Annotated in this window: 23 protein-coding genes and 4 pseudogenes; 14 read left to right on the top strand and 13 right to left on the bottom strand. The window is 69.0% G+C overall.

Annotated elements, in window-relative coordinates:
• Positions 1 to 144 precede the first annotated feature (144 nt).
• The 3 genes and pseudogenes from ACFFBG_RS11200 to ACFFBG_RS11210 all read left to right on the top strand — a co-directional run bounded on the left by ACFFBG_RS11200 (position 145) and on the right by ACFFBG_RS11210 (position 3617).
• Positions 145 to 1287, top strand: a complete 1143-nt coding sequence (locus ACFFBG_RS11200; protein ID WP_375478629.1) for an EAL domain-containing protein — start codon at positions 145 to 147, stop codon at positions 1285 to 1287.
• A gap of 179 nt (positions 1288 to 1466) precedes the next feature.
• Positions 1467 to 1934 (top strand): annotated as a pseudogene (locus ACFFBG_RS11205) (IPT/TIG domain-containing protein); the annotation flags it as partial.
• A gap of 60 nt (positions 1935 to 1994) precedes the next feature.
• Positions 1995 to 3617, top strand: coding sequence for a PQQ-binding-like beta-propeller repeat protein (locus ACFFBG_RS11210; RefSeq protein WP_375478734.1), 1623 nt, complete (start codon positions 1995 to 1997; stop codon positions 3615 to 3617).
• 36 nt (positions 3618 to 3653) lie between these two features.
• Here the strand turns inward: ACFFBG_RS11210 and ACFFBG_RS11215 are convergent, their stop codons facing one another.
• Positions 3654 to 4544 (bottom strand): PAC2 family protein, encoded by an 891-nt coding sequence (locus ACFFBG_RS11215; protein ID WP_375478631.1) that lies wholly within the window; start codon positions 4542 to 4544, stop codon positions 3654 to 3656.
• Positions 4545 to 4799: 255 nt separating this feature from the next.
• Here ACFFBG_RS11215 and ACFFBG_RS11220 point away from each other — a divergent pair, with 255 nt between their 5' ends.
• Positions 4800 to 5387: a hypothetical protein gene (locus ACFFBG_RS11220; RefSeq protein WP_375478633.1), complete on the top strand. Its 588-nt coding sequence runs from the start codon at positions 4800 to 4802 to the stop codon at positions 5385 to 5387.
• A gap of 35 nt (positions 5388 to 5422) precedes the next feature.
• Here the strand turns inward: ACFFBG_RS11220 and lysA are convergent, their stop codons facing one another.
• From lysA to ACFFBG_RS11240, 4 genes and pseudogenes are all read right to left on the bottom strand, one after another.
• Positions 5423 to 6799: a diaminopimelate decarboxylase gene (gene lysA / locus ACFFBG_RS11225; RefSeq protein WP_375478736.1), complete on the bottom strand. Its 1377-nt coding sequence runs from the start codon at positions 6797 to 6799 to the stop codon at positions 5423 to 5425.
• A gap of 33 nt (positions 6800 to 6832) precedes the next feature.
• On the bottom strand, positions 6833 to 7216 hold the full coding sequence (locus ACFFBG_RS11230; RefSeq protein ID WP_375478744.1) for a hypothetical protein: 384 nt from the start codon (positions 7214 to 7216) through the stop codon (positions 6833 to 6835).
• Positions 7217 to 7312: 96 nt separating this feature from the next.
• A pseudogene (locus ACFFBG_RS11235) lies at positions 7313 to 8005 on the bottom strand (hypothetical protein); the annotation flags it as partial.
• A 244-nt stretch (positions 8006 to 8249) separates the two neighbouring features.
• Positions 8250 to 8747, bottom strand: coding sequence for a universal stress protein (locus tag ACFFBG_RS11240; RefSeq protein WP_375478635.1), 498 nt, complete (start codon positions 8745 to 8747; stop codon positions 8250 to 8252).
• Between the two features lie 370 nt (positions 8748 to 9117).
• On the opposite strand from ACFFBG_RS11240, the gene ACFFBG_RS11245 reads away from it, so the two are divergent.
• Positions 9118 to 9447: a hypothetical protein gene (locus tag ACFFBG_RS11245; RefSeq protein ID WP_375478637.1), complete on the top strand. Its 330-nt coding sequence runs from the start codon at positions 9118 to 9120 to the stop codon at positions 9445 to 9447.
• Positions 9448 to 9471: 24 nt separating this feature from the next.
• Here ACFFBG_RS11245 and ACFFBG_RS11250 read toward each other — a convergent pair whose 3' ends face one another.
• Both ACFFBG_RS11250 and ACFFBG_RS11255 read right to left on the bottom strand, forming a co-directional pair.
• Positions 9472 to 10029: an NADPH-dependent FMN reductase gene (locus ACFFBG_RS11250; protein ID WP_375478639.1), complete on the bottom strand. Its 558-nt coding sequence runs from the start codon at positions 10027 to 10029 to the stop codon at positions 9472 to 9474.
• Positions 10030 to 10216: 187 nt separating this feature from the next.
• Complete coding sequence (locus ACFFBG_RS11255) at positions 10217 to 10741, bottom strand: YceI family protein (RefSeq protein ID WP_375478641.1); 525 nt, start codon at positions 10739 to 10741, stop codon at positions 10217 to 10219.
• A gap of 112 nt (positions 10742 to 10853) precedes the next feature.
• Between ACFFBG_RS11255 and ACFFBG_RS11260 the strand changes: the two genes are divergently transcribed.
• Complete coding sequence (locus ACFFBG_RS11260) at positions 10854 to 11315, top strand: MarR family winged helix-turn-helix transcriptional regulator (RefSeq protein WP_375478643.1); 462 nt, start codon at positions 10854 to 10856, stop codon at positions 11313 to 11315.
• A gap of 114 nt (positions 11316 to 11429) precedes the next feature.
• Here ACFFBG_RS11260 and ACFFBG_RS11265 read toward each other — a convergent pair whose 3' ends face one another.
• A complete protein-coding gene (locus ACFFBG_RS11265; protein ID WP_375478645.1) occupies positions 11430 to 12035 on the bottom strand; it encodes a dihydrofolate reductase family protein in 606 nt (201 codons plus the stop codon).
• 190 nt (positions 12036 to 12225) lie between these two features.
• On the opposite strand from ACFFBG_RS11265, the gene dctP reads away from it, so the two are divergent.
• Entirely contained in the window at positions 12226 to 13707 is a 1482-nt protein-coding gene (gene dctP / locus ACFFBG_RS11270) for a TRAP transporter substrate-binding protein DctP (protein ID WP_375478647.1), read from the top strand.
• Here dctP and ACFFBG_RS11275 read toward each other — a convergent pair.
• Positions 13683 to 15200, bottom strand: coding sequence for a sensor histidine kinase (locus ACFFBG_RS11275; RefSeq protein ID WP_375478649.1), 1518 nt, complete (start codon positions 15198 to 15200; stop codon positions 13683 to 13685). The two genes, dctP and ACFFBG_RS11275, sit on opposite strands and share 25 nt — an antisense overlap.
• Positions 15201 to 15501: 301 nt before the next feature.
• Here ACFFBG_RS11275 and ACFFBG_RS11280 point away from each other — a divergent pair, with 301 nt between their 5' ends.
• From ACFFBG_RS11280 to ACFFBG_RS11300, 5 genes and pseudogenes are all read left to right on the top strand, one after another.
• Positions 15502 to 17142, top strand: coding sequence for a histidine kinase (locus tag ACFFBG_RS11280; RefSeq protein ID WP_375478651.1), 1641 nt, complete (start codon positions 15502 to 15504; stop codon positions 17140 to 17142).
• Positions 17130 to 17774 carry a response regulator gene (locus ACFFBG_RS11285; protein ID WP_375478653.1) on the top strand — a complete coding sequence of 215 codons (645 nt, stop codon included), beginning with the start codon at positions 17130 to 17132 and terminating at the stop codon, positions 17772 to 17774. The genes ACFFBG_RS11280 and ACFFBG_RS11285 overlap by 13 nt, the downstream gene beginning before the upstream one ends.
• 140 nt (positions 17775 to 17914) lie before the next feature.
• Positions 17915 to 19510 (top strand): hypothetical protein, encoded by a 1596-nt coding sequence (locus ACFFBG_RS11290; RefSeq protein ID WP_375478655.1) that lies wholly within the window; start codon positions 17915 to 17917, stop codon positions 19508 to 19510.
• 25 nt (positions 19511 to 19535) lie between these two features.
• Positions 19536 to 19808 (top strand): annotated as a pseudogene (locus tag ACFFBG_RS11295) (transcriptional regulator); the annotation flags it as partial.
• Positions 19809 to 19846: 38 nt separating this feature from the next.
• Positions 19847 to 20068 (top strand): annotated as a pseudogene (locus ACFFBG_RS11300) (transcriptional regulator); the annotation flags it as partial.
• Between the two features lie 135 nt (positions 20069 to 20203).
• On the opposite strand, the gene ACFFBG_RS11305 reads toward ACFFBG_RS11300, so the two are convergent.
• The 4 genes from ACFFBG_RS11305 to ACFFBG_RS11320 all read right to left on the bottom strand — a co-directional run bounded on the left by ACFFBG_RS11305 (position 20204) and on the right by ACFFBG_RS11320 (position 23845).
• Entirely contained in the window at positions 20204 to 21196 is a 993-nt protein-coding gene (locus tag ACFFBG_RS11305; protein ID WP_375478656.1) for a D-alanine--D-alanine ligase, read from the bottom strand.
• Positions 21193 to 22305 (bottom strand): alanine racemase, encoded by a 1113-nt coding sequence (gene alr / locus ACFFBG_RS11310; protein WP_375478738.1) that lies wholly within the window; start codon positions 22303 to 22305, stop codon positions 21193 to 21195. The genes ACFFBG_RS11305 and alr overlap by 4 nt, the downstream gene beginning before the upstream one ends.
• Before the next feature lie 35 nt (positions 22306 to 22340).
• Positions 22341 to 22985, bottom strand: a complete 645-nt coding sequence (locus ACFFBG_RS11315) for a M15 family metallopeptidase (protein WP_375478658.1) — start codon at positions 22983 to 22985, stop codon at positions 22341 to 22343.
• 251 nt (positions 22986 to 23236) lie between these two features.
• Positions 23237 to 23845, bottom strand: a complete 609-nt coding sequence (locus ACFFBG_RS11320) for a DUF6518 family protein (protein WP_375478660.1) — start codon at positions 23843 to 23845, stop codon at positions 23237 to 23239.
• 253 nt (positions 23846 to 24098) lie between these two features.
• Between ACFFBG_RS11320 and ACFFBG_RS11325 the strand changes: the two genes are divergently transcribed.
• Entirely contained in the window at positions 24099 to 25205 is a 1107-nt protein-coding gene (locus ACFFBG_RS11325) for a sensor histidine kinase (RefSeq protein ID WP_375478662.1), read from the top strand.
• Positions 25202 to 25861, top strand: a complete 660-nt coding sequence (locus tag ACFFBG_RS11330) for a response regulator (RefSeq protein WP_375478664.1) — start codon at positions 25202 to 25204, stop codon at positions 25859 to 25861. The genes ACFFBG_RS11325 and ACFFBG_RS11330 overlap by 4 nt, the downstream gene beginning before the upstream one ends.
• Positions 25862 to 25906 lie beyond the last annotated feature (45 nt).

Raw genomic sequence — 25906 nt, forward strand, 5'->3', positions numbered from 1 at the left:
CACATGATCCTGATCAACGTCAACCCGCCAGCATCACCGTCAAACAGACGTCTGCGTGCTGCGTCGCTCAGCTTTCCGGCGACTCGGCCGATAGGAATCTCGGCGGCCGACACGCTCATTCAGGCCAGCCGAGAAGGAGTGGTCATGGCGGAGGTCGGCTCAGCTTCGCCGCAGCACAGTGAACCGAAGACGCACGCCTGCATCGGCTGCTCGTGCACCGTCGTCGCGAACGCCGTCGGAAATCGAATGTTGTTCGCAACCCGGGTCAGCCACAGCCTCGCCACGTTGCGGTCGCTGCTGAGGGACGCGGGCGCGTCGGTCACCCAACGTGCTCCGGGGCTGCTGGAGGTCTACACGACGAACCCGTCCGCTCTGCTGATGGCCGCCCGCCAAGCCTTGTCGAGCGTCGAGGCCGCCGAGATCCGCGCCATGGTGGTCGTCGATGAGGACCCCGACGCGCTGCTCTCGGCCGCGCTCACGGCGCCGACGCTGGCGCAATCCAGCGCTCGGATCGAGCACGCAGACCTGGTGCCGCTCTTAGCGGACGAATTCACCGCGTTTCATTCGGTGTATCAGCCAATAGTCTCGTTGCACGCCGGCGCGGCTAACGCGGTGATCGGCTACGAAGCGCTCTTGCGGGCCACCACCCCTGACGGGCCGGTGATGCCCGATCAGATGTTCGCCGCCGCGGCTCAAGCGGGATGGTTGCCCATCCTGGATCGAGTGGGACGGACGTCGGCGCTGCGCGGCGCAGCCGACTGGCTCGGCGCCTCTCAGCTCTTCGTGAACTTCGTGCCGACCTCGATCTACCGTCCTGAGGTGTGCCTGCGCACGACCGAACAGGCAGCGGAGCAAGCAGGACTTCGCCTGGAACAACTCGTGTTCGAGGTCACCGAAAGCGAGCAGATTGCCGACATCGGCCACCTGTCCAACGTCTTCGACTACTACCGCGAGCGCGGCTGCAAGGTTGCTCTCGACGATCTCGGCTCGGGCTTCTCGTCGCTGAACAACCTCGTGCTGCTTCGACCGGACGTGGTCAAGCTGGACAAGGAACTCGTCCAGGCGCTGCCCAACTCGGTCAGCCGGGCCGTGATCGACGCGATCGTGCAGATGACCCACAGCTACGGCGGATTGGTGTTGGCCGAGTGCGTCGAGACCCTCGAGCAGGCGCAGGCCGCGAGGGACCTCGGCGTCGATCTGGGTCAGGGCTGGCTGTTCGGCCGTCCGGAATCGCGCCCGGTGCACGTCACTGGTCCCGCTCGGCTCGCGACACACGCCTCCAGGTGATGACCAAAGCCTGAAATTCGAGCCGTTTCGCGAGCGATGTCCCGGATTGATCCCGCGCTGTCCCAGGACCGCGTCTGCTGGCTGGCAGAGACAGCGAGACCTGTGGAAGCCTCTGCCCAAGTCGGGGGATTGGGAGGCGTGCGATGCGCGCAGGGACGCACAGTGTGCGGCGGGTTGTCATGGTGGCCGCGACCGTGATCGCCGCCATCGGTGTCGATGCCAGAGCGGTGGCTGCAGCTCCCGCGGTGACGATCACGTCGGTGTCGCCGGTGCAGACCGCCGCCGGCCGGACGATCGCCATCGCCGGCACCGGCCTGTCCGGGGTGACCCGCGTCAGGTTGGGCACGACTCCGTTGACTTTCACCGTCAGTTCGGCGAAACGGATCACGGCAGTGGTCCCAGCCACGGCCACCTCCGGGCGGGTCACGGTCGCCTCGGCGAGTGCGCAAGCCACCAGTCCCAAGCCCTTGGCTGTCGCCGCGACCGTCACCTCGCTGTCCCCCACCTCCGGCCCGCCGGGCACGGTGGTCACGGTGAACGGAACCGGCTTCACCTCGCCGTCGACCGTGACGTTCACCGGGGCGGCCGCCGCCACCGCGACCGTGGTGTCGGCGACGAAGCTCACGGCGCCAGTTCCGGCTGCCGCGACCACGGGGCCGGTCAACGTCACCTCGGCCGGTTCGACCGTCGCCGCCGGCACATTCACGGTGACCCCGACCGTCTCGTCCATCTCGCCGACCTCCGGGCCGCTCCACACGCTGGTGACGATCAACGGGGCGCGATTCACCGCGCCGGCCACCGTCAAGTTCAACGGCGTCTCGGCCCCGGCGACCGTGGTGTCAGCGGCGAAGCTCACGGTGTCCGTTCCCGCCGGCGCGAGCACCGGGCCGGTGACGGTGACCTCGGCGGGCGCGACAGTGGCAGCGGGAACGTTCACGGTCACCACCAGCCTGCTGCTGACGGTGACGTCCGGACCGCCGACGTCCACCACCACCGTCTACGGGGCGGGATTCGGCGCCAACGAACTGGTCGACCTGTACTACGGCCTGACCGACGTCGCGGTGGTCGCCACGACCGCCACCGGCACGTTCACCTACAGCGGCTTCGCCGTGCCCGCGTCGGCGCAACCCGGGACGTCGTGGATCAGCGCCGAGGGCCGGCACTCCGGCATCGGGGCGCAGGCGTCGTTCCTCGTCCGAACCAACTGGGCGCAGCTGGGCTACAAGGCCAGCGGCGGGCGCTACAACGCCTACGAGAACACCCTGAACACCTCGAACGTCGGGGGCCTGGGTCGGTCCTGGAGCTACTCGCCCGGATCGGCCATCGAGAGCTCGGTGACAGTGTCCGGCGGGTTGGCCTACATCCTGTCGTATGCCTCGGGGCTGTCCGCGGTAGACGCCACCACCGGTGCGGTGCGCTGGACCTACGCCGCGGCCGGCGGTGGCCTCAGCACCCCGAGCGTGTCCGGCGGACTGGTGTACCTCGGCACGCACAGCGGGACGGTCTACGCGCTGAACGCGACGAGCGGCGCACTGAAATGGAGCTACGCGCTCGGCGCCGAGGTGACATCGTCGCCGGTGGTCGCCGGCGGCATCGTCTACCTCGGCTCGAAAAACAGCAGCATCTACGCGCTGAACGCGACGACCGGGGCCCTCGTCTGGACCTACGCGACGGGCGGGGCCATCTACTCGTCCCCGATGGTGTCGAGCGGCATCGTCTACGTTGGTTCGAACGATGACTACGTCTACGCGCTGAACGCGACCACGGGCGCGCTGGTGTGGCGCTACCTGACCGGCGGCATCGTCGAGAGCGTGCCCGCAGTGGTCAACGGGGTCGTCTACGTCGGCTCGGACGACGCGAACTTCTACGCGCTGAACGCGACAACCGGCGCCCTGGTGTGGACCAACGCGCTGGGGGCCACCGTGTACGCCTCGCCGGCGGTGGCGAACGGAGTCGTCTACGTCGGGGCCAGCAACGGCCACGTGTACGCCCTGAACTCGAGCACCGGCGCCATCGTCTGGGACGCCACGACCGGCGGCTCGGTCGGGGCGTCGGTGGCGGTGGCCAACGGCGTGGTCTACGCGAGCAATTACGCAGACCAGGTGTACGCCCTCGCCGCCTCGTCCGGCGGGATCCTGTGGACGTACACAGCCGGAGACTCGTACTTCTTCGCGGCGCCGACTGTCGCGAACGGGACGCTCTACATCGGGTCCAGCGACGGTCGGGTGAACGCGTTCACGCTGGCCGCCGGGCTCGATCCGGCCGCGGCGGCGGCAGCCCGCCCCGCGCTTCGCGTGCTGCAGCCGAACCGGGCGCTCCGCGTGGGCTAGCGGTGTGGTGGTCCGCCGACACCCGGCCAGCCGGCGCTACCCTTGCTCGCCGCGGGACTCGTCGGCGAGGAAGCGCTCCAGCTCGGCGCCTAACTCCTCGGCAGACGGCAGGTCGCCGTGGGCGAGCGCGGTCTGGGCCGCCGCGTCGTAATCCCGCTCGAGGGCGGCGATCAGCGTTTGCAGCTCCTCCGACCCCGCAACCTCACGCTCGATCACTTGGCGGTTCACGCGTTCGGCGTCCTCGAGTGTGGACGTGTCGAAGCGGAGTCCGGCCCGCGCGCCGACCTCACGCAGCAGCGCGAGCGCGGCAGCCGGGTACTCGGTCTGAGCCAAGTAGGGCGGCACGGGAGCGGCGATCCCGAGCGAGTCGACACCGGCAGCGCCGAGGCGGTACTCGACCAGGTGGCAGGCGCTGGCCGGAACCACGATCTGGCCGAGCCAGGCGCGGTGATCGGCAAACAGCTCGCGCCGTGACCCGTGCACAATGATCGGCGTCGGCCGGCTGTGCGGCACCGACATCGGGAACGCGTCCAGCCCAATGACCAGCCGCACTCCGAGCCGCTCGACGAGCAGCGCGACCGCGGCCGCGTATCGCTCCCACTGGGTGTCGGGCTCCGGCCCGGCAAGCAACAGGTAGGGCGTGTCGTCGCTGTCGTGCAGCAGCCGCACCGCCAACTGCGGCGTGTCATAGCCGCTCCAACGATCGACGTCGAAGCGCATGATCGGACGCCGCGCGCGATAGTCGTACAGCTGGTCGACATCGAATCGGGCCACTACCGGCGCGTCATCAGCCAGCAGCGTCATACGAGCCAGCCGCATCGCCGCGCCCGCGTCGACGAAGCCATCGAGAGCGTGCAACAGCACCACGCCAGACAGCTCGGGCCGGTCGGCGTCGAGGTCGAAGAGCTCCTCGGGATCAAGAGTCACCCCTCCATCCTGGTCCTTTTGCGGCCAGGGCGGCGCCCGAGTGCGGATGCCGACACCGGATCGCAGAAGCTGCGTGACACTCATCCGCCGTCCCGTACCGTGAGTAACTCGTGCGGATCGTGTGACGCTCTGGCCCGATGAGAGCCGTCGAGACGACTACGGGACGATGCTGGGCGGACGAGCTGCACGCATGCGGTTCGCCGGCGGACCGGTACGACGCGACGTCAGAGATGACGACCGGCAGCGAACTCGGGAATGCGCATGTCGATCAAGCTTGACGGCGACGAGTCCACGTGGACCGCCGCATTGCTCGCCGAACTCGACCTGGTCAGACATGACCTGTCGGCCGGTGACATCGTGGTCGGCGCCGAATACGGGATCAGCGGATATCAGGCCCTGCGGCGGGCGGCGCAGATCGCCCAGGCACGTCGTCGTCGATTGCGCATCGTACGTGTCGTGCGCGAGGTCGACTGGCTCCTGGACCCGAGGCCGCTCGAGGAACTGGTCGCGGCGGGCGAGCACCTCGGTCGCAGTGTGCTCGACGACTACACCTCCATTGCAAGGTCCATTGCGCCAGAGATCGACATCGACACCCGGTTGGCACGAGGCAGCCTCTACACCCATCTGACGCGTGAGACCGGGACTGCCGGGCTGCTCGTGCTCGGCGCCGGCGACGACCACCAGCCGGCCGCCTCAGGAGAGCGTGCCTCGCGTCCGGCGGCAAGCTGGTTCACCCAGCACGCGTGGTGTCCCGTCCTCGTCGTCGACCGGGACGGTCACGAAGTACGCGACGGCAATCCTGCGCGAAACCGGGACTACGTGGCCCGCTACGGCGACGGGTAGGCCGGCCGGTTCCGTCGGCGACCCGCACGACGCCTTTACCCGACGTCGCGCGACAGGAGGTCGGCAACCGTTTCGCGACGGACGAGCACTCGGCTTCGGCCGTTGTCGACCCCGACCAGGGGCGGGCGTGGAGTGTGGTTGTAATTGGACGCCATGGCGTGTTGGTATGCGCCGGTAGCGGGGACTGCGAGCAGATCGCCGACGTGAACGTCGGCCGGGAGTCGGACGCTGTCGATGAGGATGTCTCCGGATTCGCAATGCCGGCCGACGACGGTGACGGGCTCGGTTGCGGCGCTCGAGACCCTTCCGACGAGGCGTGCGATGTATCGCGCGCCGTAGAGCGCGGGGCGCGGGTTGTCGCTCATCCCGCCGTCGACGGCGACCCAGGTGCGAGCGCCCGCGTGCTTCACATTGAGCACCGTGTAGACGGTCACCCCGCTCGGGCCGGCGATTGCTCGGCCGGGCTCGACGGTCAGCCGCGGCACGGACATGTCGTGCTGCGCGCAGGAATGGCCGAGTGCGCCGCGCACCGCCGACGCGAGGCGATCGATGCGCATCTCGGCATCGGCCGGGGTGTAGGCGATGGCGTGGCCGCCCCCGATGTTCAGCTGTTCGAGCGTCACCCCGTGCTCGTCGCGCACGGCGGCCAGAAAATTCACCGTGCGACGGACGGCCTCGACGTAGGGTTCGACGGCCGAGACCTGGGACCCGATGTGGCAATGCAGGCCGACCAGCCGGAGGGCGGGCAGCGCGAGGATCCGGCGAACCGCCGCAGCCGCGGCGCCCGACTTGATCGACAGACCGAATTTCTGATCTTCGGTGCCGGTGGTGATCGCCCGGTGGGTGCCGGCGTCCACGCCGGGAGTGATCCGCACCAGCACGGGCTGCGGCGCCGTTCGGTGTGCCGCACGGGCGAGCATCTCGATCTCGTCGAGGTTGTCGACGACGATGCGGCCCACCCGCAGCTTGGTGGCCAGCGACAACAAAGTCGGTGGCTTCGCGTTGCCGTGCAGGATGATCCGCTGGACGGGGAAACCGGCGGAGACGGCGAGTGCGAGTTCGCCTTCGGAACACACGTCCAGCGCGAGTCCCTGCTCATGCACGAGCGCGACGACGGCTCGGGTGAGCAGGGCCTTGCCGGCGTAGGCGATCTCCGTGTCCGGGAGGGCACGGCGATAGTTCTCGCAGCGCGCCCGGAATTCAGCAAGGTCGAGCACGTTGGCAGGCGTGCCGTGTTCGGCGGCGATGTCGACCAGACCAACGCCGCCGACTGACAGGTCGCCGCACGAAAGGCGCCGAGTGGACGCCGGCCAGATTCCCGGTTCGAGCGGAACCACCCCCGGCTCAAGTGGGGGCTCAGGTGCGGGCTCGGGTGCGGGCTCGGGCGCGGCACCGGCGTCGGCGTCGGCCAGGTGGTGCGTCGAGGTAGTCGTCACCACCGCTCCTCAGCCCACGTCGTGGTGTAGCCGGGCGGCTTGGCCGTGCTGGCGCGGGGTGAGCGGCCACGCCTCGCCTTCGCTGACGGCGACGAGCGCGGGCCGAGGAATGCGGTGCGCCAGCGCGGAATGCGGATCGTTCCCCGTGCCCGGCACGGCGAGCAAGTCGCCGGCGGCGATGTCGGCCGGAAGCAGCGTGTCGTGGACGATCACCCGGGTGACGCCGTGAGCATCGCTGCAGTCGGCCGCGACGACCTCGACGTGCACGTCCGGCCGCGCTGACAGGCGGTTCAGCAGGTGTGCCGACCGGGACTCCTGACGGCGCTCCAGCGGTGTCGAGCCAGTTGCCCAGTCATCGATTTCGACGCGGATCAGTTCGCCGACGCGGTGCACTCCGGTCACCCGGCACAGCGTGGTCGCCACCGTCCGAGTGAGCGCGTTGCCGGGTTCGACGCTGACGTGCGGAACTGGAACCCCGAGGTCGGCGCAGACCCGTTCGACGATACGTCGCAGGGCCGCCGCGGTCTGGCAGGAAGCCGGCTCAGCGTGACGGTCATCCACCGCGTCGTGCCCGCCGCCCACATGGATCTCGGACAGTTCGGCGCCGTGCACGACCCGCACATTCATCAGGAAGTCGAGACCTTCGCGGCACGCATGCACGAACGGGGTCGAAGTCGTGAACGCAGACTCAACTCGGCAGTGGACGCCGACAAGCTGCAACCCAGGGCAGGCGAGAACGCGTCGCACCGCCTCCGCGGCCTCGCCGGACGCCACCGAGAACCCGTGCGTCGGTCGGCGATGCGCGGACAGGTCGGTGACACCGTCGACCGTGCCGGTCCTGATCGACACGAGCACGCGCTGCGGGCACAAGCCAGGCCGCGCCCTGGCCAGGGCGTCGATCTCTTCGAGGTTGTCGATGACAACGCTACCGACGCCGAGCGACGCGGCCCGGCGGACAGCCGCGGGCCGTCCCTGGGCGGCGTGCACGATCATGCGATCGACAGGGAACCCGGCAGCGACTGCCGTGGCCAGCTGCGCCTCGCAGTAGATGCCGAGCCGCATCCCCTCCGTCTGAACCACGGCGGCGGTGTCCTCGGCGAGAAGCGAGCCGCCGGTGACGATGACGTCGATGTCGCGAAACGCCCTGCGGAAGTCCTGACAGCGGGCATGAAGTTCGGCCATGTCCACGACGACGGTCGGGGTGCGGCGCTGGGTTGCGAGCTCGCGCAGGCCGACGCCGCCGAATGAGACGTCGCCACCGGGCAGGTGACGCGCAGAACTCGGCCACAAGCCTGGTTCCAGGCGTCGCGGCAGCGAACTACGCAGTGACGGGATCAGGTCGGCGAGAGTCACCGTTGACACTCCAGATCGAACCTCGAACGACGCAACGTCGCCCGGCTCATCAACACCACATCGTCGGTCGAGGTCACGGCCGAAGTTGGTCGGTAGCGGCGCGGAAGGGCTGCAACCGCGGTCGGGAAGACAGCGCGCGCAGCAGGTCCGGCTGTGGCACGGCGAGTACCGGGCGCGACGCGTGTGTCAGGCAGTAACGGGCCACTGCACCGTGTCGTAACCGCGCGAACCGGCCGCGTCGGCCGGCGCCGACGACGAGTAGATCCCCGGGCTGGCCGGCCAACTGCACGAGCATCTGGCCGGCTTGACCGCGGGCCAGCACCGTGGACATGGTGACGCCCGGGGGCGGGCCGCCGAACGCGTCGGACATCGCGGTCTCGACGATCGCCGCGGCCTGCTCTCGACACAGGTCCAGGAGCGGGCGCCACGGGGCTCTGCGATAGCCGGTTTCACCGCCCGGTGGCGTCCACGCGTTCACGACGACGAGCGGCGCCTCGCACCGCCGCGCTTCGGCCACCGCGGCGTGCAGTGCTGCGAGATTTCCGAGGCTGCCGGTAACACCGACCACCACCCTGTCAACGCGTGCCGTGCTCACTGCGGTGCCTCTCATCGATTGCGTTAGCGCACCGCCGAGTGTGAGCGCGCTGGTCGCCGCGAAGTGCGACGCTCACGCAGCTATCACGCGATCGCCACACAGACCGAACAGCCCGCACGAGGCGGTTCTCGCAAACGTGCGGCGACTTCTTGCGGGGGCCGAGGTAAGCCGAAGCGCCGAAATCTGCACGGGCGCGACGGGCAGCGCGGTGCTGGCGGCCAATCTGCTCGGGAAGGAAGTCTTCTGAGCGCTCGAGCAGCCGGAACCGTTCGCGACTCGAGCCGTTCGGTGACCAGCGCCGCGGTGATCTCGCGCAGCTGGGTGGTGCTGTCGAGGGTCTTGCCTGGTGGATCGTCGCGAGTTTTTCCGCGACCGACTCGCTGGTCTCGGCGACGAGGGAGGCCAACCTGTCTCGGACGACGACGAACGCGCACGCTCGTTCGCCCAGCCGCGAGTCGGGCATCGCGACCAAGGCGGCGTCGGCGAGGACGTAACCGGATTCGTCCCCGACGCGCAGCTTCATTGCGAGATCGCCAGACCGGTAGAAGCCGTCGTAGGTGAAGGCCTCGATGCTTCGTCGGGGTTCGTCGATGTCCGCCGCGGATCGTGTAGGGCCGCGGACGCGCCGTTCGCCCCTCTCGGACATGCCGAACGCCTGATCGACGTGGACGCCTGAGTCCGCCCTTTTCGGTGGTGCAGGTCAGGCGCGGAGTGAGGCCAGCGCATTACTCCAGGCCACGAGCTGGTCGAGCATCAAGGTCGCAGGCTGCGCGTGGTAGGGGTTGGGAGCGAAGGTGGAGAAGTTCTCGAAGTCCGTCATGAGCGAGAACGACACCTGTGCGCGGACGGTGGCGATCTGCAGTTCGGCGGCGACAAGGCGCAGGTGCTCGACTGCCCGAACCCCGCCGGCCGAGCCGTAGGACACGAACCCGGCGGCCTTGTTGTTCCACTCGCCGTAGACGAAGTCGATTGCGTTCTTCAGCGCGCCGGACGTGCCGTGGTTGTACTCGGGTGTGACGAAGACGTAGCCGTCGAACTCGGCGACCTTCGCCGCCCAGGCTTTGGTGTGGTCGTTCTGGTAGTTGCCCATCGACGGCGGGATCGCTTCGTCGAGGTGCGGCAGGTTGTAGTCGAGCAGGTCGACGAGTTCGAACTGGGCGTCGGTGCGCTGGGCGGCGAGTTCGTACACCCAGTCGGCGACGGCCTTGCCGTTGCGTCCGGGGCGGGTGCTGCCGAGGATGATCGCGATCTTGGTCATGGAATCTCCTTCTGGGGCCGGGTCCTCGGGGAGAACTCGGGATCTGAAATGCTTTTGCTTACGCAAGGACGCTAGCATCTATGTGATTGCGTTAGCAAGGAATTGGCTTGGGGGCCGCGAGTGCAGGTGGAGCGGCGACGATGCCGAGTTCCGCAGCTGTCCGCGTCCCCTTGGCTGGACCTGGCGATCAGACGCGGCTGGCGCTGACCGAGATGTCGAGGCTCAGGTATCGGCCGGCCATGCCCTTCATCTTGGTGATCCCGTGGGCGTAGCGGTCGACCTTGCCGGTCGCGCGCAGCGTGAGGCCAGCGGCATCGCTGCGTGATTCGATGACGGTCAGGTCGACCGGCGCCGCGGCGCCCCTGGCGGTGATCTCGCCTCGAAGGATCAACTGGTCGTCCGCCAGGGTGATGCCGGTGGAGCGAAACAAGATCTGCGGGTGGGCGTCGGCGTGCAGGAAGCTCTTGGACTTGACCTGGGCGTCGCGCTTGGGGTTCGCGGAGTCGAAGCTCTGCGCGGCGGCCGTGGCGCTCACCTGGGAGTCGGTCACCGGGTCGGCGACGCGGATGTCACCGGAGGTGACGGCAAAACTGCCGGTGACCGTTCCGGTGCCGAACATGTGCTTGGCGCTGAACCCGATCGCGGAGTGGGCGGAGTCGACGCGGTACGTGCCGGTCGCCGGGATGTGGACTGCGGTGGTCGAGGTGGTCATGCCGATCCTTTGGTTGCGGGTTAGGAATCGAGTAGCTCTCATTTCCTTGCGTAAGCAAGAAGCTATACGCATCGTGCTTGCCTGCGCAAGCTATGTGGGTCACACTGCAGTCATGGACGCGCCGGCCCCGCTCGACGTCGAGGAGGAACTCCTCTGGCGAGCGCTGACCCGGCTCGCCATCGCGCTGCCTCGCGACCTGGATGCGGACCTTCTTCAGGACACCGGACTGTCGCTGACCGAGTACGGCGCGTTGATGAACTTGTCCGAGGCGCCGCACCGACAGCTGCGGATGGCGGAGCTGGCCTCGGCGACGGGGATGTCTGCCAGCAGGATCACCCGCGTCGTCGACCGTCTCCAGAAGCAAGAGCTGATCACCAAACAACGATGCGACGGAGACGGCCGGGGGTTCGTCGCCGTGCTGACCGAGCTCGGCCTGTCCCGGTTGCGCGAGGCATATCCGAGCCACCTCGCCAGCGCGCGAAGGCGTGTCTTCGCGCACCTCGCCCCCAGTCAGATCCCCGCCGTCGGCAACGCGCTACGCAGCATCGTCATCGCCGCGGAGCGCGGCCAGTGACCGCTTGCGCTCGCAAGCGCGGCGTGTCGCCAGGACCGATGTGATCACGGCGAGGATCGCGGCATCACGATTGGCGTGATGGCCACCCCAGGTGACCGTGCTGCGCGGGGTTGCTCAGCCGACGCGGCGATAGCGGACGTGGGTGGTCAGCGGTGAGTGAAGCACTTCGGCGGGCTCGAAGCCGAAGGACTCAACGCCGTCGAAGATTCGCTCGCCCGACCCGAGCAGGACGGGCGCGATGTCGAGGGTGAGCTCGTCGATCACCCCGGCCGCCAGCGCCTGCCGGACGGTCGATGCCCCACCGGCGATGTCCACCCCGTTGTCCCCGGCGGCCTCGCACGCTGCGGAGTAGGCCGCGTCGAAGCCCGCGGTGACGAAGTGGAAGGTCGTCCCCCCGTCCAGCTGGATCGGCTCATGGCGGTGATGGGTCAGCACGAACACCGGCGCGTGATAGGGCGGCTCAGGGCCCCACCAGCCCGACCAGTCCGCATCCCAGTCCCCGCGGATCGGGCCGAACATGTTCCGCCCCATCACATACGCACCGCGGGGACGCATCAGCCACTCGGTCGCGATTTTGTCAGCGTCGTTGGCTCGCGGGTCGCCGATGTGCCAGCCGTGCAGCTCGCGTCCCCGCTTGCCCAGCGGGTCCTCCCTGCTCTGATCCGGCCCGGCGACGAAGCCGTCCAACGAGATGGACATGTGGCAGGTTGTGTCCGGCACCGCGAACCTCCTGACTAATCGCGACCTGCAAGCAGTCGCGGGGCACGTAGGCAGCGGACCGCATCGCGCGTGCCGCTCTGACCTGACACCGACGATAGATTGCACTTCGAACTGGCGCTGACGTTCGCGCCAAGTTGGTTGCGTGCCCGCACTGATGTGCCAGGGTTCCGGGTTTGGCACCCTGCGGTGCATGAAGATGACTGTGTTGATCGCCGCGGGGGCCGCGGTCGCGATCACGCTCGCCGGCTGCGGCGCCGTCACGAAGACAGGCACGCCGGCGCCGTCCGTCACGGTGCTGCGGATCGGGGCGGCGGATCCCGTCGACCCGGAGCTGGCCTATTTCGTCCAGGCGGTGGACCGGATCTCGCAGCACCGGATTCGGGTCGACGTCGACAAGACCACGTACTACACCGACATCCCGGGCGCTGAGGCGAAACTGGCCGGTGACGTGCGGAGCGGGAAGGTGCCGCTGGCCTATGTGCCGTCCCGGGACTGGGCCGCCGTCGGCGACCCGGACGTCGAGGCGATGCAGGCGCCGTTTGCCGTCACGACGACCGAGGCGACCGACCAGCTGGCGAACGGCCCGATCGGGCGCAAGGTGCTGGCCGACCTGGCGCATTACGGCACGGTCGGTTTGGCGCTCGTGCCCGACGAGGTGCGCCGGCTGCTCACGCGCGAGCCGATCCTGAGCGTCGACGACCTCAAGGGCCTCAGAATCCGCATCAACGCGAGCGACCAGACCGCCCGGTTGATATCCGCGCTCGGGGCAACGCCAGTTCCGGGGCTCACGTCCGGGCAGACCGGGTCGGGTCTGGACCAGAACACCCTGGACGGCGTCGAGACGTCGCCCAGCTACATCAGCCACAACCACTACGCCGGTGCCGCGCCCTACCTGACCTCGTTCGGGCTGTTCCCCAAGGTCCAGCTGCTGATGGCCAATTCGGCGGTCTGGGCGAAGCTGAGCACAGCCGACCGGCGCGCTCTGACGGCCGCAGCGGCCGACGCCAGGACGCATGCCCTCAGCGACGTCCAGGCGCAGGAGCAGACGGAGCTGACGAACCTGTGCCGCACTGGCGCAGTGATCGTGCGGCCGAGCGCCGCGGCCCTGCAGGCGATCGCCACCCGGGCGGCGTCGGCCACCCCGCAGGACGCCGCCGGGCGCAAGGCTGCGAGCCAGATCTCCACCCAGATCAACGGCGCGGGGGTAGAGCCGATGGCCATATCGGTGCCGGCCGACTGCCAGGTGGCGACCACGGCTGCCCAGGCCCGGGCCATCCACAAGGCGCCGAGCGCAAAGACCAGCACTCCGGCCGGCAGCGCGTTCCCGACGGGCACCTTCGTCGTCACCGTCACCGCGGAAGAGTTTGCGGCGCAAGGACTCACCGGGCGCGACTGGAGCCAGACCGTCACCTTTACCTGGACGTTCACCGGCGACGGGAAGATGAAGCAAACCCAGAAGCCGGACTACCCCGACCAGGGGGTGGCGATCGGCACCTGGAAGGCCCAGGGCGACGAGCTGACGCTGATCTACACGATAGGCACCGACCCCACGGTCTATAACGAGGTGACCCGGTGGAGCTACTACAAGGGGGTGCTGCGTTTCACGATCGTGTCGGTCCAGGACCAGGGTTCCATGGCGATCTACGCCTACCCCTGGCGCAAGGTCTCGTGAGCTGTAGGACCTTCCGTCATCAGCGGGACTGCGGCTCGCACGGACGTCGGGCCGCCGACCGGGCTGTTCACCTCCAACGTGCCGCCCGCGGCGCCCACCCGGTCCGCCAGACCACGCAGCCCGCGACCGGCCGCGACGGATGCGCCGCCGCACCCGTCGTCCCACACCTCGACCACGAGAACGCCTGTGTCGGCGCGCGATTCGACCAGGCAGCGAGCGCTGCTCGCTCGAGCGTGGCGGATCGTGTTGGTGAGGCACTCGGAGACCAGGAAGTAAGCCAGTGCCGCTCGCTCTTCCGGCAGTCGCGCCAGCTCGCCCGTCACCGAGAGCGCCACGGGCAGCGGGCTATTCGTGGCCACCCGGTGCAGGACCGCCTCGAGCTGGCCCTCGGTGACGACGACCGGGTTCAGGCCCGAGGCCAGCCGGTGCAGCTCAGCGACGACGGCGCGCAGTTCTTCCCGGACTGGCGCCAGGTTCGGCCCGCCGCGAGCCGCGAGGGCTTCGCCGAGGCGCTCCAGCCGAGCGATCGGGCCAGCCTCGAGTCGCCGGGCCAGCGCTGTTCGCTCGCGGTCGTCGACCCCGAGCAGCCGCAGCGTCGAGCGCCGGACGTCGTCCGCCCGGGTGCGCACCTCGGTCTCGACCTGGACCCGCTCCAGGACCAGGGCGGCCGCCGCGGCGGCGGCCCGGGAGAATCCGGTACCCGCGGCGCCCGGGCTGCCGTGCACCAGGACGACACGCCCGCCGGCCGGTGTCTCCACGGCTGTGAGCTGACCCGCGATCGCGGTGGGATCAGCGACCGGACGACCGATCTCGTCGCGCCAGCCGCTGCCCGGCGCAAACACCCGGATGCGTAGCTCCGGGTCCGACAGCGCGCCGGCCAATGACGCCGAGACGGGGTACTGCGGACCGTCCCTCGGACCGAGCTCGAGCACGAGGTTGTCGATGGCCGAGGCCAGGGCGCCATCCTGGGCCGAGCGGGACAAGTAGGCCGCGGTGACGATGGCGGCGACCGCGGTCAGTCCCTCGGCCGCTGAATTGGGCGCCAGACCCGTCACCGCCACGGTCCACGAGACGGCGAGCAGGACGGCGAGAAGTGCCGCCGGCAGGGCGTCTGCCCACAGGAGCATCGCGAGAACCGCTGCGGCGAGAACGGTTCCGGCCACGGCGCCTGTGGTGCCGACCAGAGCTGTCACGTACCCGCAGCCGAGGGCTGCCCGCTCGACCCATGACCGCTCCCGGCGCCGGGCTCGGTCCGCTGGCCGCCCCGGGACATCGAACGAGGCGTTGGGCGAGGAGTTGGCCGAGGCGTGGACGAGCAGCCAGTGCAGCAGCGGGCCGCGGTAGGCGAGGGTGACCACCTCCAGGAGGCGCTGCCACCCGGTGGGGAGGTTTGCGGAGGACGCCGCCGTGGCCGCGAACCAGAGCGTCGCGGTGGCGAGGCCGAGGAGCACAGCGCGTGGGTCGACCGGGTGATCCGGGTCCCGTGTCGTCATTGGGCCCCGTGTCGTCATTGGGCCCCGTACCGTCATTGAGCCCCGTACGGTCATTGAGCACAGGGCGGCGATGACGAAGGCCGCGCCGACGACCCAATCCGTGAGCTTCGCTGGGGCGGAGTCCCGGGCGGACACCTCGGCCACCACGCCACCCAGCAGGATGACGGCGCCCGCGAGGTATGCGACGCCGGGCGCGATGCCCCACATCGGGCGCCGATTCGCCATGGCGCGGAGTACACCACGTCGATGCCTGCGACGATTCCGAGATGGGGATGGGGCCGATTCCGGAGTGGGGGCCGGGATGAGCTGGTCGATCAGTTGGTCCGTGCTGGCGGACGGGGCGGCCGCGCTGTCGGCGGCCGTCGCCGGCTTGGTCCTGCTCGCTCGCGGTGTGGCCCGGGTCAGCGGCTGGCTGCTGCTGGCAGCAGCGGCGGCGCTCCCGTTCGTAGATGTCGAGCAACCGTCGTCCGCGTTCGTCCTCACCGCGTCCCTGCTGCTCGGCGGGCTCGCCCCCCTCTTCGCCGCGACCGCCGGGGTGAGCTGGCCGCTCGTCAGGTCTCATCGGGTCGAGACGGCGGCGATCACGACTGCGCTCGTGGGTGTGGTCGTGGTCGGCGGCCTGCTGCCGGCAATGCTCTTCGATCCGGTCCGGGCCGGCTGTTACGCCTGCCCGGCGAACCTAGTCGAGGTGCACGCCGCCGACGGAGCAGCCGAGGCGCTGGAGCGAGCGGGGCAGGTGTTGACCCTGGTCTGGGCAGCCGTCGCCGTGGGGGTGGGATTAGCTCGCCGCCGGCGTGCGTCCCAGCTGGCCCGGCGGCTCTCGTGGCCGCAGCTGGCGGCCGGCGCCGGGATCGCCGCGCTGAGCTTCGTGGGCGCGGTGCACGGATTGGGCCTCCCGCTCGGCGAGGCGGATCCCGAGCAGCACGGGATCTGGCTGGTCCAGGCCGGTTTCGTGACGCTGCTGGCCGCTGGGGCGCTGTTCGCGTTGTACCTGCAGGCCACGGCAGGACGGCGGATGGCCCGGATCGTGCTGCGTGCCGTTCCCGACCCGGCCGAGGTGCTGGCGTCGCTGCGGAACGCGGTTGCGGACCCGGGCCTGGCGGTCGCCTTCGTCCGGGCCGACGGCTCGCTCGTGGACCTGGACGGCGGCCCCGCTGTCCCGCCGGCCGACCGGACGTCGCTCCTGCTGAGCCGCGAGGGGGTGGTGTTCGCCGACGTCCGCTACGACCCGCGGCTGGCCACGTCCGCCTGGCTGGTCAGGTCGTCGGCGGCCGCGGCCGGTCTGGCTCTGGAGTACCTGGCCGCCCGGGCGCGGTTGCGGGCCGAGCTGCGGACGGCCGCCGCCGTCCGTGCTCGGATCGTGGCCGACGGCGACACCGAGCGGCGCCGTCTCGAGCGGAACCTGCACGACGGCGCGCAGCAGCGTCTGATCGCGCTCGGCATGTCGCTAGCCGTCTCCTCGGCTGCGACCGGAGTCGTGCTCGAGGCCGAGCACGCGGAGCTCGACGCCGCCCTCGACGAGCTGCGCGACGTCGCCCACGGACTGTTCCCGGCCAGCCTCCAAGACGGAGGGGTGGGCGCCGCGCTGCGGGAGCTCGGGGACAGCACCCCGTGCCCGCTGGTCGTGTCCGACCGGTTGGCGGGCGCCGTCCCGGCCGCCTTCGGGATGGCCGCGTACACCCTGGTCGGCGAGGTCGTTCAATTGCACCCCGCCAACGCCGCCCTCGCGGTCCAACTGGACGGTGGCGAGTCGGCGCCCGCGCGGATCACGCTCACCACCGCATTGACGGATGCCGCCGACCTCCGGGCGCGCGTGATGCACGTCGGCGACCGGTTCGTCGCCTCGGGCGGTGACCTGAACGTCCTCTCAGGTATGGCGGGTGACGCGGGCGCCGGTGCGGCCGGCCTGGTCGTGGAGGGGTGGGCGCCGTGCGGGTCGTGATCGCCGAGGACATGCTGCTGCTGCGGGCCGGGCTGGCGCAGCTGCTGACCGTCGAAGGCGTCGATGTGGTCGCCGAGACCGGTGACGCCGCGAGCCTTCTCGCAGCGGTGGCGGCGACCGGCCCGGACGTCGCGCTGGTCGACATCAAGATGCCGCCGACGCATGCGGACGAGGGGTTGCGGGCCGCGCTGCAGATCCGGTCGGAGCACCCCGACTGCGCCGTCCTGCTGCTGTCCAGCTACCTGGACGGGCGGTACGCGTCGACGCTGCTCGAGTCCTCGCCGGGTGGGTGCGGCTACCTGCTCAAGGACCGGGTCGCGCACCCCGCAGTGCTGGTGGACGCTCTGCGCCGGGTGGCGGCGGGTGAGTGCGTGCTCGATCCGGCCGTGGTCACGAAGCTGATGAACCGCAGCCGGGTGAAGGGGCCGCTCGACGACCTGACCGAGCGGGAGCGGCAGATCCTCGCGCTGATGGCGGAGGGGCACTCGAACGGTTACGTCGGCGAACTGCTGAACCTCAGCCAGCGGACCGTGGAGTCGCACGTGCGAAGCATCTTCCTGCACCTGGGGCTGACCGAGTCCCCGGACAGCAGCCGGCGCGTGCGGGCTGTGCTCGCCTACATCCGCGGCTAGCGGTGTCCCACAAAGCCCTGCGACTTCCCTATCGCCCAGAGACTTTCGGTGCCTGCACTGACGTGAACCCGCGCGGGCACTGATGTGCGCAAGCGTCGACGAAACCTAACGTGGCCACGGGTTTCCGACGACGACTGGGGATGATCATGAAGCGATTCGGTTTGGTGGTCCTGACCGCGACCGCTGCAATGACGTTGCTGACGTCCATGGCAGTTGCCGCGCAGGCGTGCAGCAATCCGTGCGTGGGCGGTCCCGGCTGCTACCCCACGCTGGCGCAGGCGATCGGCGCGGCCCCGGCCGGCTCGACGGTGCACCTGAACGCGGGCGTCTTCGCCGGCGGAGTGATCATCAACAAAGACCTGAAGCTGGTCGGCGAAGGAGCGAGCCGCTCGATCGTGAGGGGCGGCGGACCGGTGATCGAGATCGTGTCGTCGACGACCACCGTGACCATCCAAGGGCTGACCGTGACCGGCGGCGTCACGACCGGCGACGAAAATGGTCTGGGCGGCGGCATCTACATCCCGGAGCCCGACACCGGTGCGCCCGGAGCGACCGTCACCCTGCGGGATGTCGTTGTGTCCGGGAACAAGGTCATGCCCGGAAAGACGATTCCCTCAGACGACACCCAATGCCCCGACGGCCCGTGTCCCTACGCGGGCGCCTACGGCGGCGGAATCCAGAACGACGGGAACCTGACCCTCGATCACGTCACCGTGGCGCACAACTCGGCCACCGGCCACGCCAGTGAGTCCGACGGCGGCGGCATCTTCAGCGGGGTGGGCCTGCTGACGGTCGAGCACAGCACCATCACCGGAAACATCGCCAATCCGCTCGACATCGGCCGGTCCTCCGAGGGCGGCGGCATCGGAGTGTTCAGCGGCGGCGTGGTCATTCGCGACAGCCGGGTGGACGGCAACCTCGCCGCCCTCACGACGTCCTATCCGGCGAAGGTCGACGGCACGGTGCTCGACCTGCATGCCAGCGGCGGTGGCATCCACATCGGCGACAACGTCAGCCCGGCTGTCCTCGAACGGACCGACATCTCCGGCAACCTCGTGACGGCCGACGACATCAACGGCGAGATCTACGGCTTCGACGGCGCGATGACGGTCGGGAACAGCGATGCCACGATGAACGAAATCACCGTGGCTCACAACGTCGTCACCGCGCGGGCGTCCGACTCGAGCGACCCGGGCCCGAGCGGGACGGCGATGGAATTCGACGGGCCGGGCACGCTCACGAACAGCCGGATCGTGGACAACGTCGCGGCCATCACGGTCGGCTACTCGAAGGACGCCATCGCTTCGGTGACCGAGGGCCTGGCGGTCTACGACTTCTTCAACGACCCGCGGCAGGTCACGGTCACCGGGACGACGATCAGCGGCAACAAGGCGTACGCCTACAGCCCGAAGGGGCAGGCTCTCGTCGTCGGCGTCGGCGTCTTCAACAACAGCCTGCTCACGATGAAAGACGATGTCGTGCAGAAGAACTCAGGAGTGGCGGCTGGGCCGAAGGCCGATGCTCAAGGCGGCGGCATCTGGGACGGTGTGTTCCTCTCCGGGCCGCCCGTGCAGCTGCGCCTCACCGGGGTGAAGGTGACCGGCAACTCCCTCTCAGTGCACGGCGACGGCAAGGCGCTCGGCGGCGGGCTGTACGCCTCCGAGAAGGTGACGGCGAAGAACACGACGATCAGCGGCAACCACCCCGACCAGTGCTACGGCAGCGGCTGCCCCTGACTCCGCGGGCCGCGACGAGTCGGAGCGCATCATCGACCGGCTGGCCGATTCCCCGGTCAGCGTGTACACCGCCAGCTGGGATCTGCTTCTCGCGAACCCGCTCTGGCAGGCCCTGTTCAACGAGCGGCAACAACGAACCGCACGTAAAGCCAACCTGATCTGGCGCCTTTTCCTCGACGACCTATCCGCCGTGCTCGGCAGCGATCTCGAGAACGACCACTTCGCACGGAGCATCGTCTCCGATCTACACGACGCCGCCGGCCGGTACCCCGGCGATCGTGAACTGGCCAGCATGATCACTGACCTCCGAGCGACCAGCGACCAGCGACCAGCGACCGGTTTACCGAACTCTGGGACGGTTACACCGTGGCCCCGCAGGCCTCGGAGCGCAAGACCATCCGGTCGCCGACCGTCGGTCCCGTCACCGTCGACTGCGACATCCTCACGGCATCAGGCTCCGATCTGCGCATCGTCGTCTACACCGCACGCCCCGGCAGCCCCGACGCCGACAAGCTCGAACTTCTCCGCGTCACCGGCATCCAGACCCTCGCGCTGTGAAGCCAAGGACGACGCCAGCCCAACCCAGTTGAGCCGCGACCACAGCCGAGGCCACCAGGGACTCCCAATCGCCGCTCAGTCGGGCAAGGCTTGCTTTAGCTGGTCACACTCTGCGGGAAGGCAAGAACGACGCCGTCAGGTAGGCCTGTGGGAAGTTCTTTGTACCTCGTGCTGCATGACGGCCGTCGCGACCAGCGCGGTCACGAGGTTCGGAAATTCAAGCCCGTCGGCGGCGTACATCACTGGCACTTGAGACTTCGCGGTTGCGCCGGGCGTGGTGTTTACCTCGTTCAGCACTGAGCCGGCGTCGGTAAGGAAAAAGTCGAACCGCGCGACACCCTCACAGCCCAGCGCCGCATACAGCGCCTTCGCTGCCTCCTTCAGCGCCTCGGCGTCATCCTCATCTATCTGGGCAGGACACCGGAACACCGTGTCAGCGCCGTACTTGCGTTCGGTGTCGAACACACCCCCCGCGGTGAGGATCTCCAACGCAGCGCTGGCCCGCAGTGTCCCGTCGGCGCGGCGGAATACCGCGACATCCACCTCCTGGCCGATCACGCGCTGCTCGATGAGCACCCGGTCATCGAGGGCGAAGGCCCGGTCCAGCGCCGGTGCGAGTCCGTCCGCCGTCGTGACGAGAGAGACCCCGTGGCTGGATCCGGCCGCAACCGGTTTCACCACCACAGGAGCAGTCCAACTCACGGTGTTGACGTCGGCTGGGGTGATCAGCCGACCCGCCGCGACGTCGATTCCGAGCGCATGCGCCACCAGCTTGGTGACCCACTTGTCCATCGCAAGCGCTCCGGCCCGCAGCGGGGAGCCCACGCAAGCCAGCCCGGCTAGGTCGCACAGCGCCGCAAGCGTGCCGTCCTCGCCGTGGCGACCGTGGACCATCGGCACGACTGCGTCCACCGCGCCCAGCACGAGCACTGCGGCGGCCACCGTGGCGGCCACCGTGGTCCCGAGCTGGGCACCGTCGTGCCACCAGAGCCCGTCGCGGGCGACCGTCAACGTCACGACGTCGAACCCGCCCTCGCGAAGGGCGTCGGCGACGCCCGCCGCCGAGGCGAGTGACACCTCGTGCTCGGAGCTGCGGCCGCCGCCGATCACCGCGACGCGGGTGCTCACCAGGTCGCCGCGGCCACTCGTGTGGCGATGCGGGGCACCCGAGAGCCGATGCCGGTGAGGATTTCGTGGGGGATCGTGTCGGCCCACCCGGCCCAGTCGGACAGCGTGGGCTCACCGTCTTCGCCCGCGCCGAAAACGATCGCCTCATCTCCGATCTTGACGGTTAGATCGTCCCGGACGTCCACGACGGTTTGGTCCATCGACACCCGCCCCACAATGTCGCATCGGTGTCCATTGAGCTGGACCTGCGCTCGCCCAGACGCAACGCGGGGGACGCCGTCGCCATACCCGATCGCTAAGTTCGCCAGCCGGGTCGGGCCTGAGGTTGTGAAGGTGTGGCCGTATCCGATCCCGGTGCCTTCGGGTACGTCGCGCACGGCGACGACCTTCGCCGTCCAGCGGGCAGTGGCCCGAAGCTGCGTGGAACCCGACGGGTCGATTCCGACCAAGCCAGCGCCCACCCGGCACACGTCAAAGTGGCTCGCCGGATCCGTGAGCGTGGCCGATGTTGCCGCGAGGTGCCGCGGAACCGGTCCCAACCCGGCTCGGCTAATGACGTCGACGAACCGCTGAAACGACGCTCGCCCCGCGTTGTCAGGTCCGGTGTCGGCCCGCGCGAGATGGCCCATGACGCCCGCGACGCGGACCTCGCCGCGGACCTGTGCGCGCCGGGCCGAGCTAGCAAGCGACCACCACATCTCGGGCGGGGCGCCATCGCGGGCCAAGCCGCAGTCGGCGTGAAGGTGCACCACCGCGGGCCGAGCGCACCGACGTCCCGCGCGGACAACGGCGTCAAGGTGTTGGCGTCCTGGAACTGCGAGCGCGACACCGGCGCGAATCGCGGCATCGAAATCGGCGTCAACGGGGTTGAGCCACGACAGGACCGGCACGGTCAGACCCTCCCGTCGCAAATCCAACGCCTCCTCGACCGAGGTCACACCAAGCTGAGAGGCTCCCCCCGCCAGCGCCGCGCGAGCGACATCCACGGCGCCGAGTCCGAAACCCTCGGCCTTAACGACGGCCATCAGCGCCCCCCGAGCGCGCGCCTTCAGCAACACGGCGTTGGCGGTGATGGCGTTGAGGTCGACCTGCAGGCACGACGCGCTCATGCGCGGCACGAGCCGTCGACCGGGTCGGGCGGCAGTCACGCCGACATCGGCCCGCTCGCATACTCGGGCACGACCGGTCCATACACCGCGTGCGGCGCGCCCGTCACCGCCGCCCAGTACCGATCACCGTGGCTCCAATGCCACCACTCAGTCGGATAATTCACCAACCCGGCCCCGACGAGGGCGATCGCGAGCACCTTGCGCCGGCCGCGCACAACGTCGTCCAGGCCCGGCGCGTCGGTGAAGCAGCGCCCGTCACTCTGTTCCGGGGTCGCATCCAGTTCCGAACCCATCCAGACCGGCTCGCCGTCGAGCGTCAGCGTGAGGTCAACCGCGGCGCCCGCCACATGCGGTGCGGTGGCGAGAGGCGCCACATGACGGCTCACCAACCGGTCCAACATCGCGCCCGGCAAACTTGCATCACCGCGGCGAAGCTCATCGGTGTAGGCGTCGATGATGGCCTGCTGACGTGAGGCTGGGCGGAAGCCGTCGACCACCGCCAATCCGTAACCGGGCGGAAGAAGGGCGCGGGCCTGCCCCAACCGAGCGGCGATCCCGGAACGGACGCAAATTCCCTCACGCCCGCCAATTGAGAGCCCGCGCTCCAGTACGACAAGCGGCTCACCGCTGTCGCACACCGGAATGTTGGCCACCGCCGGGTCGCCAATCAGTAGCGTCATAGGCGAAAGGTATGAGGGCGGCGGTCTGCCGCGCGTCCTCCTGAGGTACCGGGGCTAGCCCTGCTGGTACCAGCCAGGCGGCACCCCGCGAACAGGATCGGGGCTCACCATCTGATGGGTCAGGCGGCCCGCGGGGCGCCGGCTGACCTCGTCGCGGCGTCGACCGACCGCTGCGAACTATCGCCGTCACAGCCCGCCGAACTCTCGTTCCGTCCTGCCTGACGCTCGACACCAGCCCGTGTTGGTGCGGCCTACCGTCGGTGTCGGGTCAGGGCCAGTGTGATCAGAGGGACGGCAAGGGCGAGCGCGATCTCGATGACGACGGTCTGTCCGGCATGGTTCGAGCCGCCGTCGGCGCGTGAACGAGCGAGTATTGCGAGTGCTTCTAGCAGGAATATGGAGCCAGCACTGGCCGCCGCTGCGAACCGGGCGGCGCGCCGGGGGCTACGCACGACACTCCCGGCAAGGCCGAACAGGGAGCCGACGATGACCGCGAGGACCAGCCACAGTCCAGTCGTGGAACTCCACAACGTGCTTGTGCTGTCGTGGCGGAAGATCACGCCCGCAAGGTAGTAACTCTCGACTGCGATAGGCAGTAGCACGATTCCGGCGGCCGCGCTCGCCGCGGCTGGTCGCAGCGTTGCTCCCAGAACGAACGCGGCCAGGGCCCAAACAGCGCCGGAGTTGGCGAGGTTCGCCCACGGGTAAGGCAGCGTGGTCTGGGCCAGCAAATCCACAGGCCCCAGCAGAAGGCCTGCGACTGTTGCCATCACAACCGCCCGGACGAGCGGGTGCGACAAGTGCCGGGACGAGATGTCAGGGGCCCGAGGCGGATGTGCCCGAAACTGCGCGTGATCCATACCAGTCACGATCGCAGGAACAAGACCCGGTCGAATCGACCGCAAGTACCGCGCTACTCCTCCTGCAGTGCCGCCCTATTCCACTCGCGGTCGAGAACCCGTCGTGGCGGTCGCCATCTGTGGTAGCTGTAGTTCTGTGGGCGGGCAACGACAGTCGGAGCGCCGCGGTTTGCGGTACCTGCCCGACGCTGCCCTCAGTCTGGCTTGGGCCGGGGTTGGGCTGTGGAATGTCGCTGCCAGCTCAACGGACAGCGTGGCGGTATCGGCAATCGTGATTCTGACCTCCGCGGGGGTTGGTCTGTTTCGCCGCGCCCCGGCGGTGGCGCTGGCGTTGGTGTGGATAGCCGGCGGCGTCCAGGCGCTGAGCGTCAGCGATCTGCTCGGGGCTCAAGCTGGAGTGCTTCTGGTTGCCTACGGGACCGCCCGGTACGGGCGCCGACTCACGATCTGGCTGGGCGGCATCTCTGTGCCCGTCGGCGCGGCACTGATCGAGTACTACGTGTTGAGTCACAGCACCGTACTTCCGTCCGCCATCGACATCGCCGTTCCCCTGCTACGTCACACCGGCGTCGGCCTGACGAGCGCCTTCCTGCTCGGCACCTCGGGTCTCGGTATCCCCTGGACGCTCGGGCTCGTGGTGCGGATCAACGCCCGGTATCGCCGCACCGCGGTGGAACGAGAACGCGCCCAGACGTGGGCCGCAGAGGCCGAGCTCAGCGAGCAATTGCATTCAGAGCAGGTGCGACTCGCCCGAGACGTCCATGACATGGTGGGACACTCGCTGGCCGTGATCATCGCTCAGGCGGATGCGGCCCAGATCGGCGCCGGAGACCGCGACGGCCCGGTCCAGGCGGCGCTGGAAAACATCGCCGCCGTCGCGCGCACTTCCCTCGGCGAAGTGCGCCAGGTGCTCCAGGACACCCGCGAACGCACCAGCATTAGCACTCCCAGCCCCGACTTGAACGACCTCGTCGATCGCTCCCGGGCCGCGGGACATGACATCCGGGAAAGTACCGTCGGCGCACCGGTCGAGCTCACTCCGCAAGCCCAGGACACGCTGTATCGAGTGCTGCAAGAAATGCTCACCAACGCCATCAAGCACGGCCAGCCTGGACGTCGCATCGGACTCGTACACACGTGGTCGGCAACCTCATACTCCTTTAGGGTCGTCAACTCCCCCCGGCTCGCCCCGGACGAGCCGCTCACCACGGACAGCGACGGAATGGGCGTGGAGGGTATGCGCTCCCGCCTGAAGGAAATGGACGGCACGCTACTTCTAAGCCCACCCGACGACGGAAACACTGGCCTGTTCACGGCAACCGCCTGCATCCCGCTGATCCAATTTCGCGCCAGCTCATGACGGCGCCGATCCGCGTCCTTGTCGCCGATGACCAAGCCCTGTTCCGCTCGGGAGTATCGGCGACGTTATCCGCCCAGCCCGATCTCGACGTCGTGGCTCAGGCGGCGAATGGGAGAGAAGCGGTCACGCTCGTGGCCGAACTCGAGCCTGATGTGGTGCTGATGGACATCCGAATGCCCGTCATGGACGGTGTCGAGGCAACGCGCCACATCTTTGCTTCGAGCAGCATCGCTGCTCGAAGCCGCGCCACCCGCGTGATCGTGTTGACGACGTTTAACCTCGACGATCAGGCCGCGACCGCGATCCGGCTCGGCGCCAGCGGCTTCCTTCTCAAGGACACCACGCCGGACTTTCTCGCCGCTTGCATCCGGACCGTGCACGCCGGCAACGCTGTGATCGCTCCGAACGAACTCGTTACGTTGCTTGACCGCCGACATTCGCGAGCGGCACCCACCTCTCGGTACCTGACCCTGACCGCTAAAGAACGCGAAGTCCTCGGCGAGGTCGCCCGAGGACTGAGCAACAGTGAAATCAGCCAGCGCATATTTCTCAGCGAATCAACGATCAAGACCCACGTTGGCAGCATCCTGCGCAAACTCGCGCTACGCGACCGAGTCCAGATCGTGGTCTTCGCCTACGAACACGACCTGACCTGACCACCCAAACGCGTCGCTCCCCCTCAGCGCCAACGTCTGGGGGTC

The organism is uncultured Jatrophihabitans sp., from assembly GCF_964251945.1.
In the GTDB taxonomy this organism is placed as follows: Bacteria; Actinomycetota; Actinomycetes; order Mycobacteriales; family Jatrophihabitantaceae; genus Jatrophihabitans.

What these genes read in the sequence shown, in the direction of transcription:
- ACFFBG_RS11200 (WP_375478629.1), top strand. Translation starts at nt 145, where the DNA reads ATGGCGGAGGTCGGCTCAGCTTCGCCGCAGCACAGTGAACCGAAGACG.
- ACFFBG_RS11220 (WP_375478633.1), top strand. Translation starts at nt 4,800, where the DNA reads ATGCGCATGTCGATCAAGCTTGACGGCGACGAGTCCACGTGGACCGCC.
- ACFFBG_RS11250 (WP_375478639.1), bottom strand. Translation starts at nt 10,029, where the DNA reads ATGACCAAGATCGCGATCATCCTCGGCAGCACCCGCCCCGGACGCAAC.
- ACFFBG_RS11255 (WP_375478641.1), bottom strand. Translation starts at nt 10,741, where the DNA reads ATGACCACCTCGACCACCGCAGTCCACATCCCGGCGACCGGCACGTAC.
- ACFFBG_RS11260 (WP_375478643.1), top strand. Translation starts at nt 10,854, where the DNA reads ATGGACGCGCCGGCCCCGCTCGACGTCGAGGAGGAACTCCTCTGGCGA.
- dctP (WP_375478647.1), top strand. Translation starts at nt 12,226, where the DNA reads ATGAAGATGACTGTGTTGATCGCCGCGGGGGCCGCGGTCGCGATCACG.
- ACFFBG_RS11275 (WP_375478649.1), bottom strand. Translation starts at nt 15,200, where the DNA reads ATGACGACACGGGACCCGGATCACCCGGTCGACCCACGCGCTGTGCTC.
- ACFFBG_RS11280 (WP_375478651.1), top strand. Translation starts at nt 15,502, where the DNA reads ATGAGCTGGTCGATCAGTTGGTCCGTGCTGGCGGACGGGGCGGCCGCG.
- ACFFBG_RS11290 (WP_375478655.1), top strand. Translation starts at nt 17,915, where the DNA reads ATGATCATGAAGCGATTCGGTTTGGTGGTCCTGACCGCGACCGCTGCA.
- alr (WP_375478738.1), bottom strand. Translation starts at nt 22,305, where the DNA reads ATGAGCGCGTCGTGCCTGCAGGTCGACCTCAACGCCATCACCGCCAAC.
- ACFFBG_RS11315 (WP_375478658.1), bottom strand. Translation starts at nt 22,985, where the DNA reads ATGACGCTACTGATTGGCGACCCGGCGGTGGCCAACATTCCGGTGTGC.
- ACFFBG_RS11320 (WP_375478660.1), bottom strand. Translation starts at nt 23,845, where the DNA reads ATGGATCACGCGCAGTTTCGGGCACATCCGCCTCGGGCCCCTGACATC.
- ACFFBG_RS11330 (WP_375478664.1), top strand. Translation starts at nt 25,202, where the DNA reads ATGACGGCGCCGATCCGCGTCCTTGTCGCCGATGACCAAGCCCTGTTC.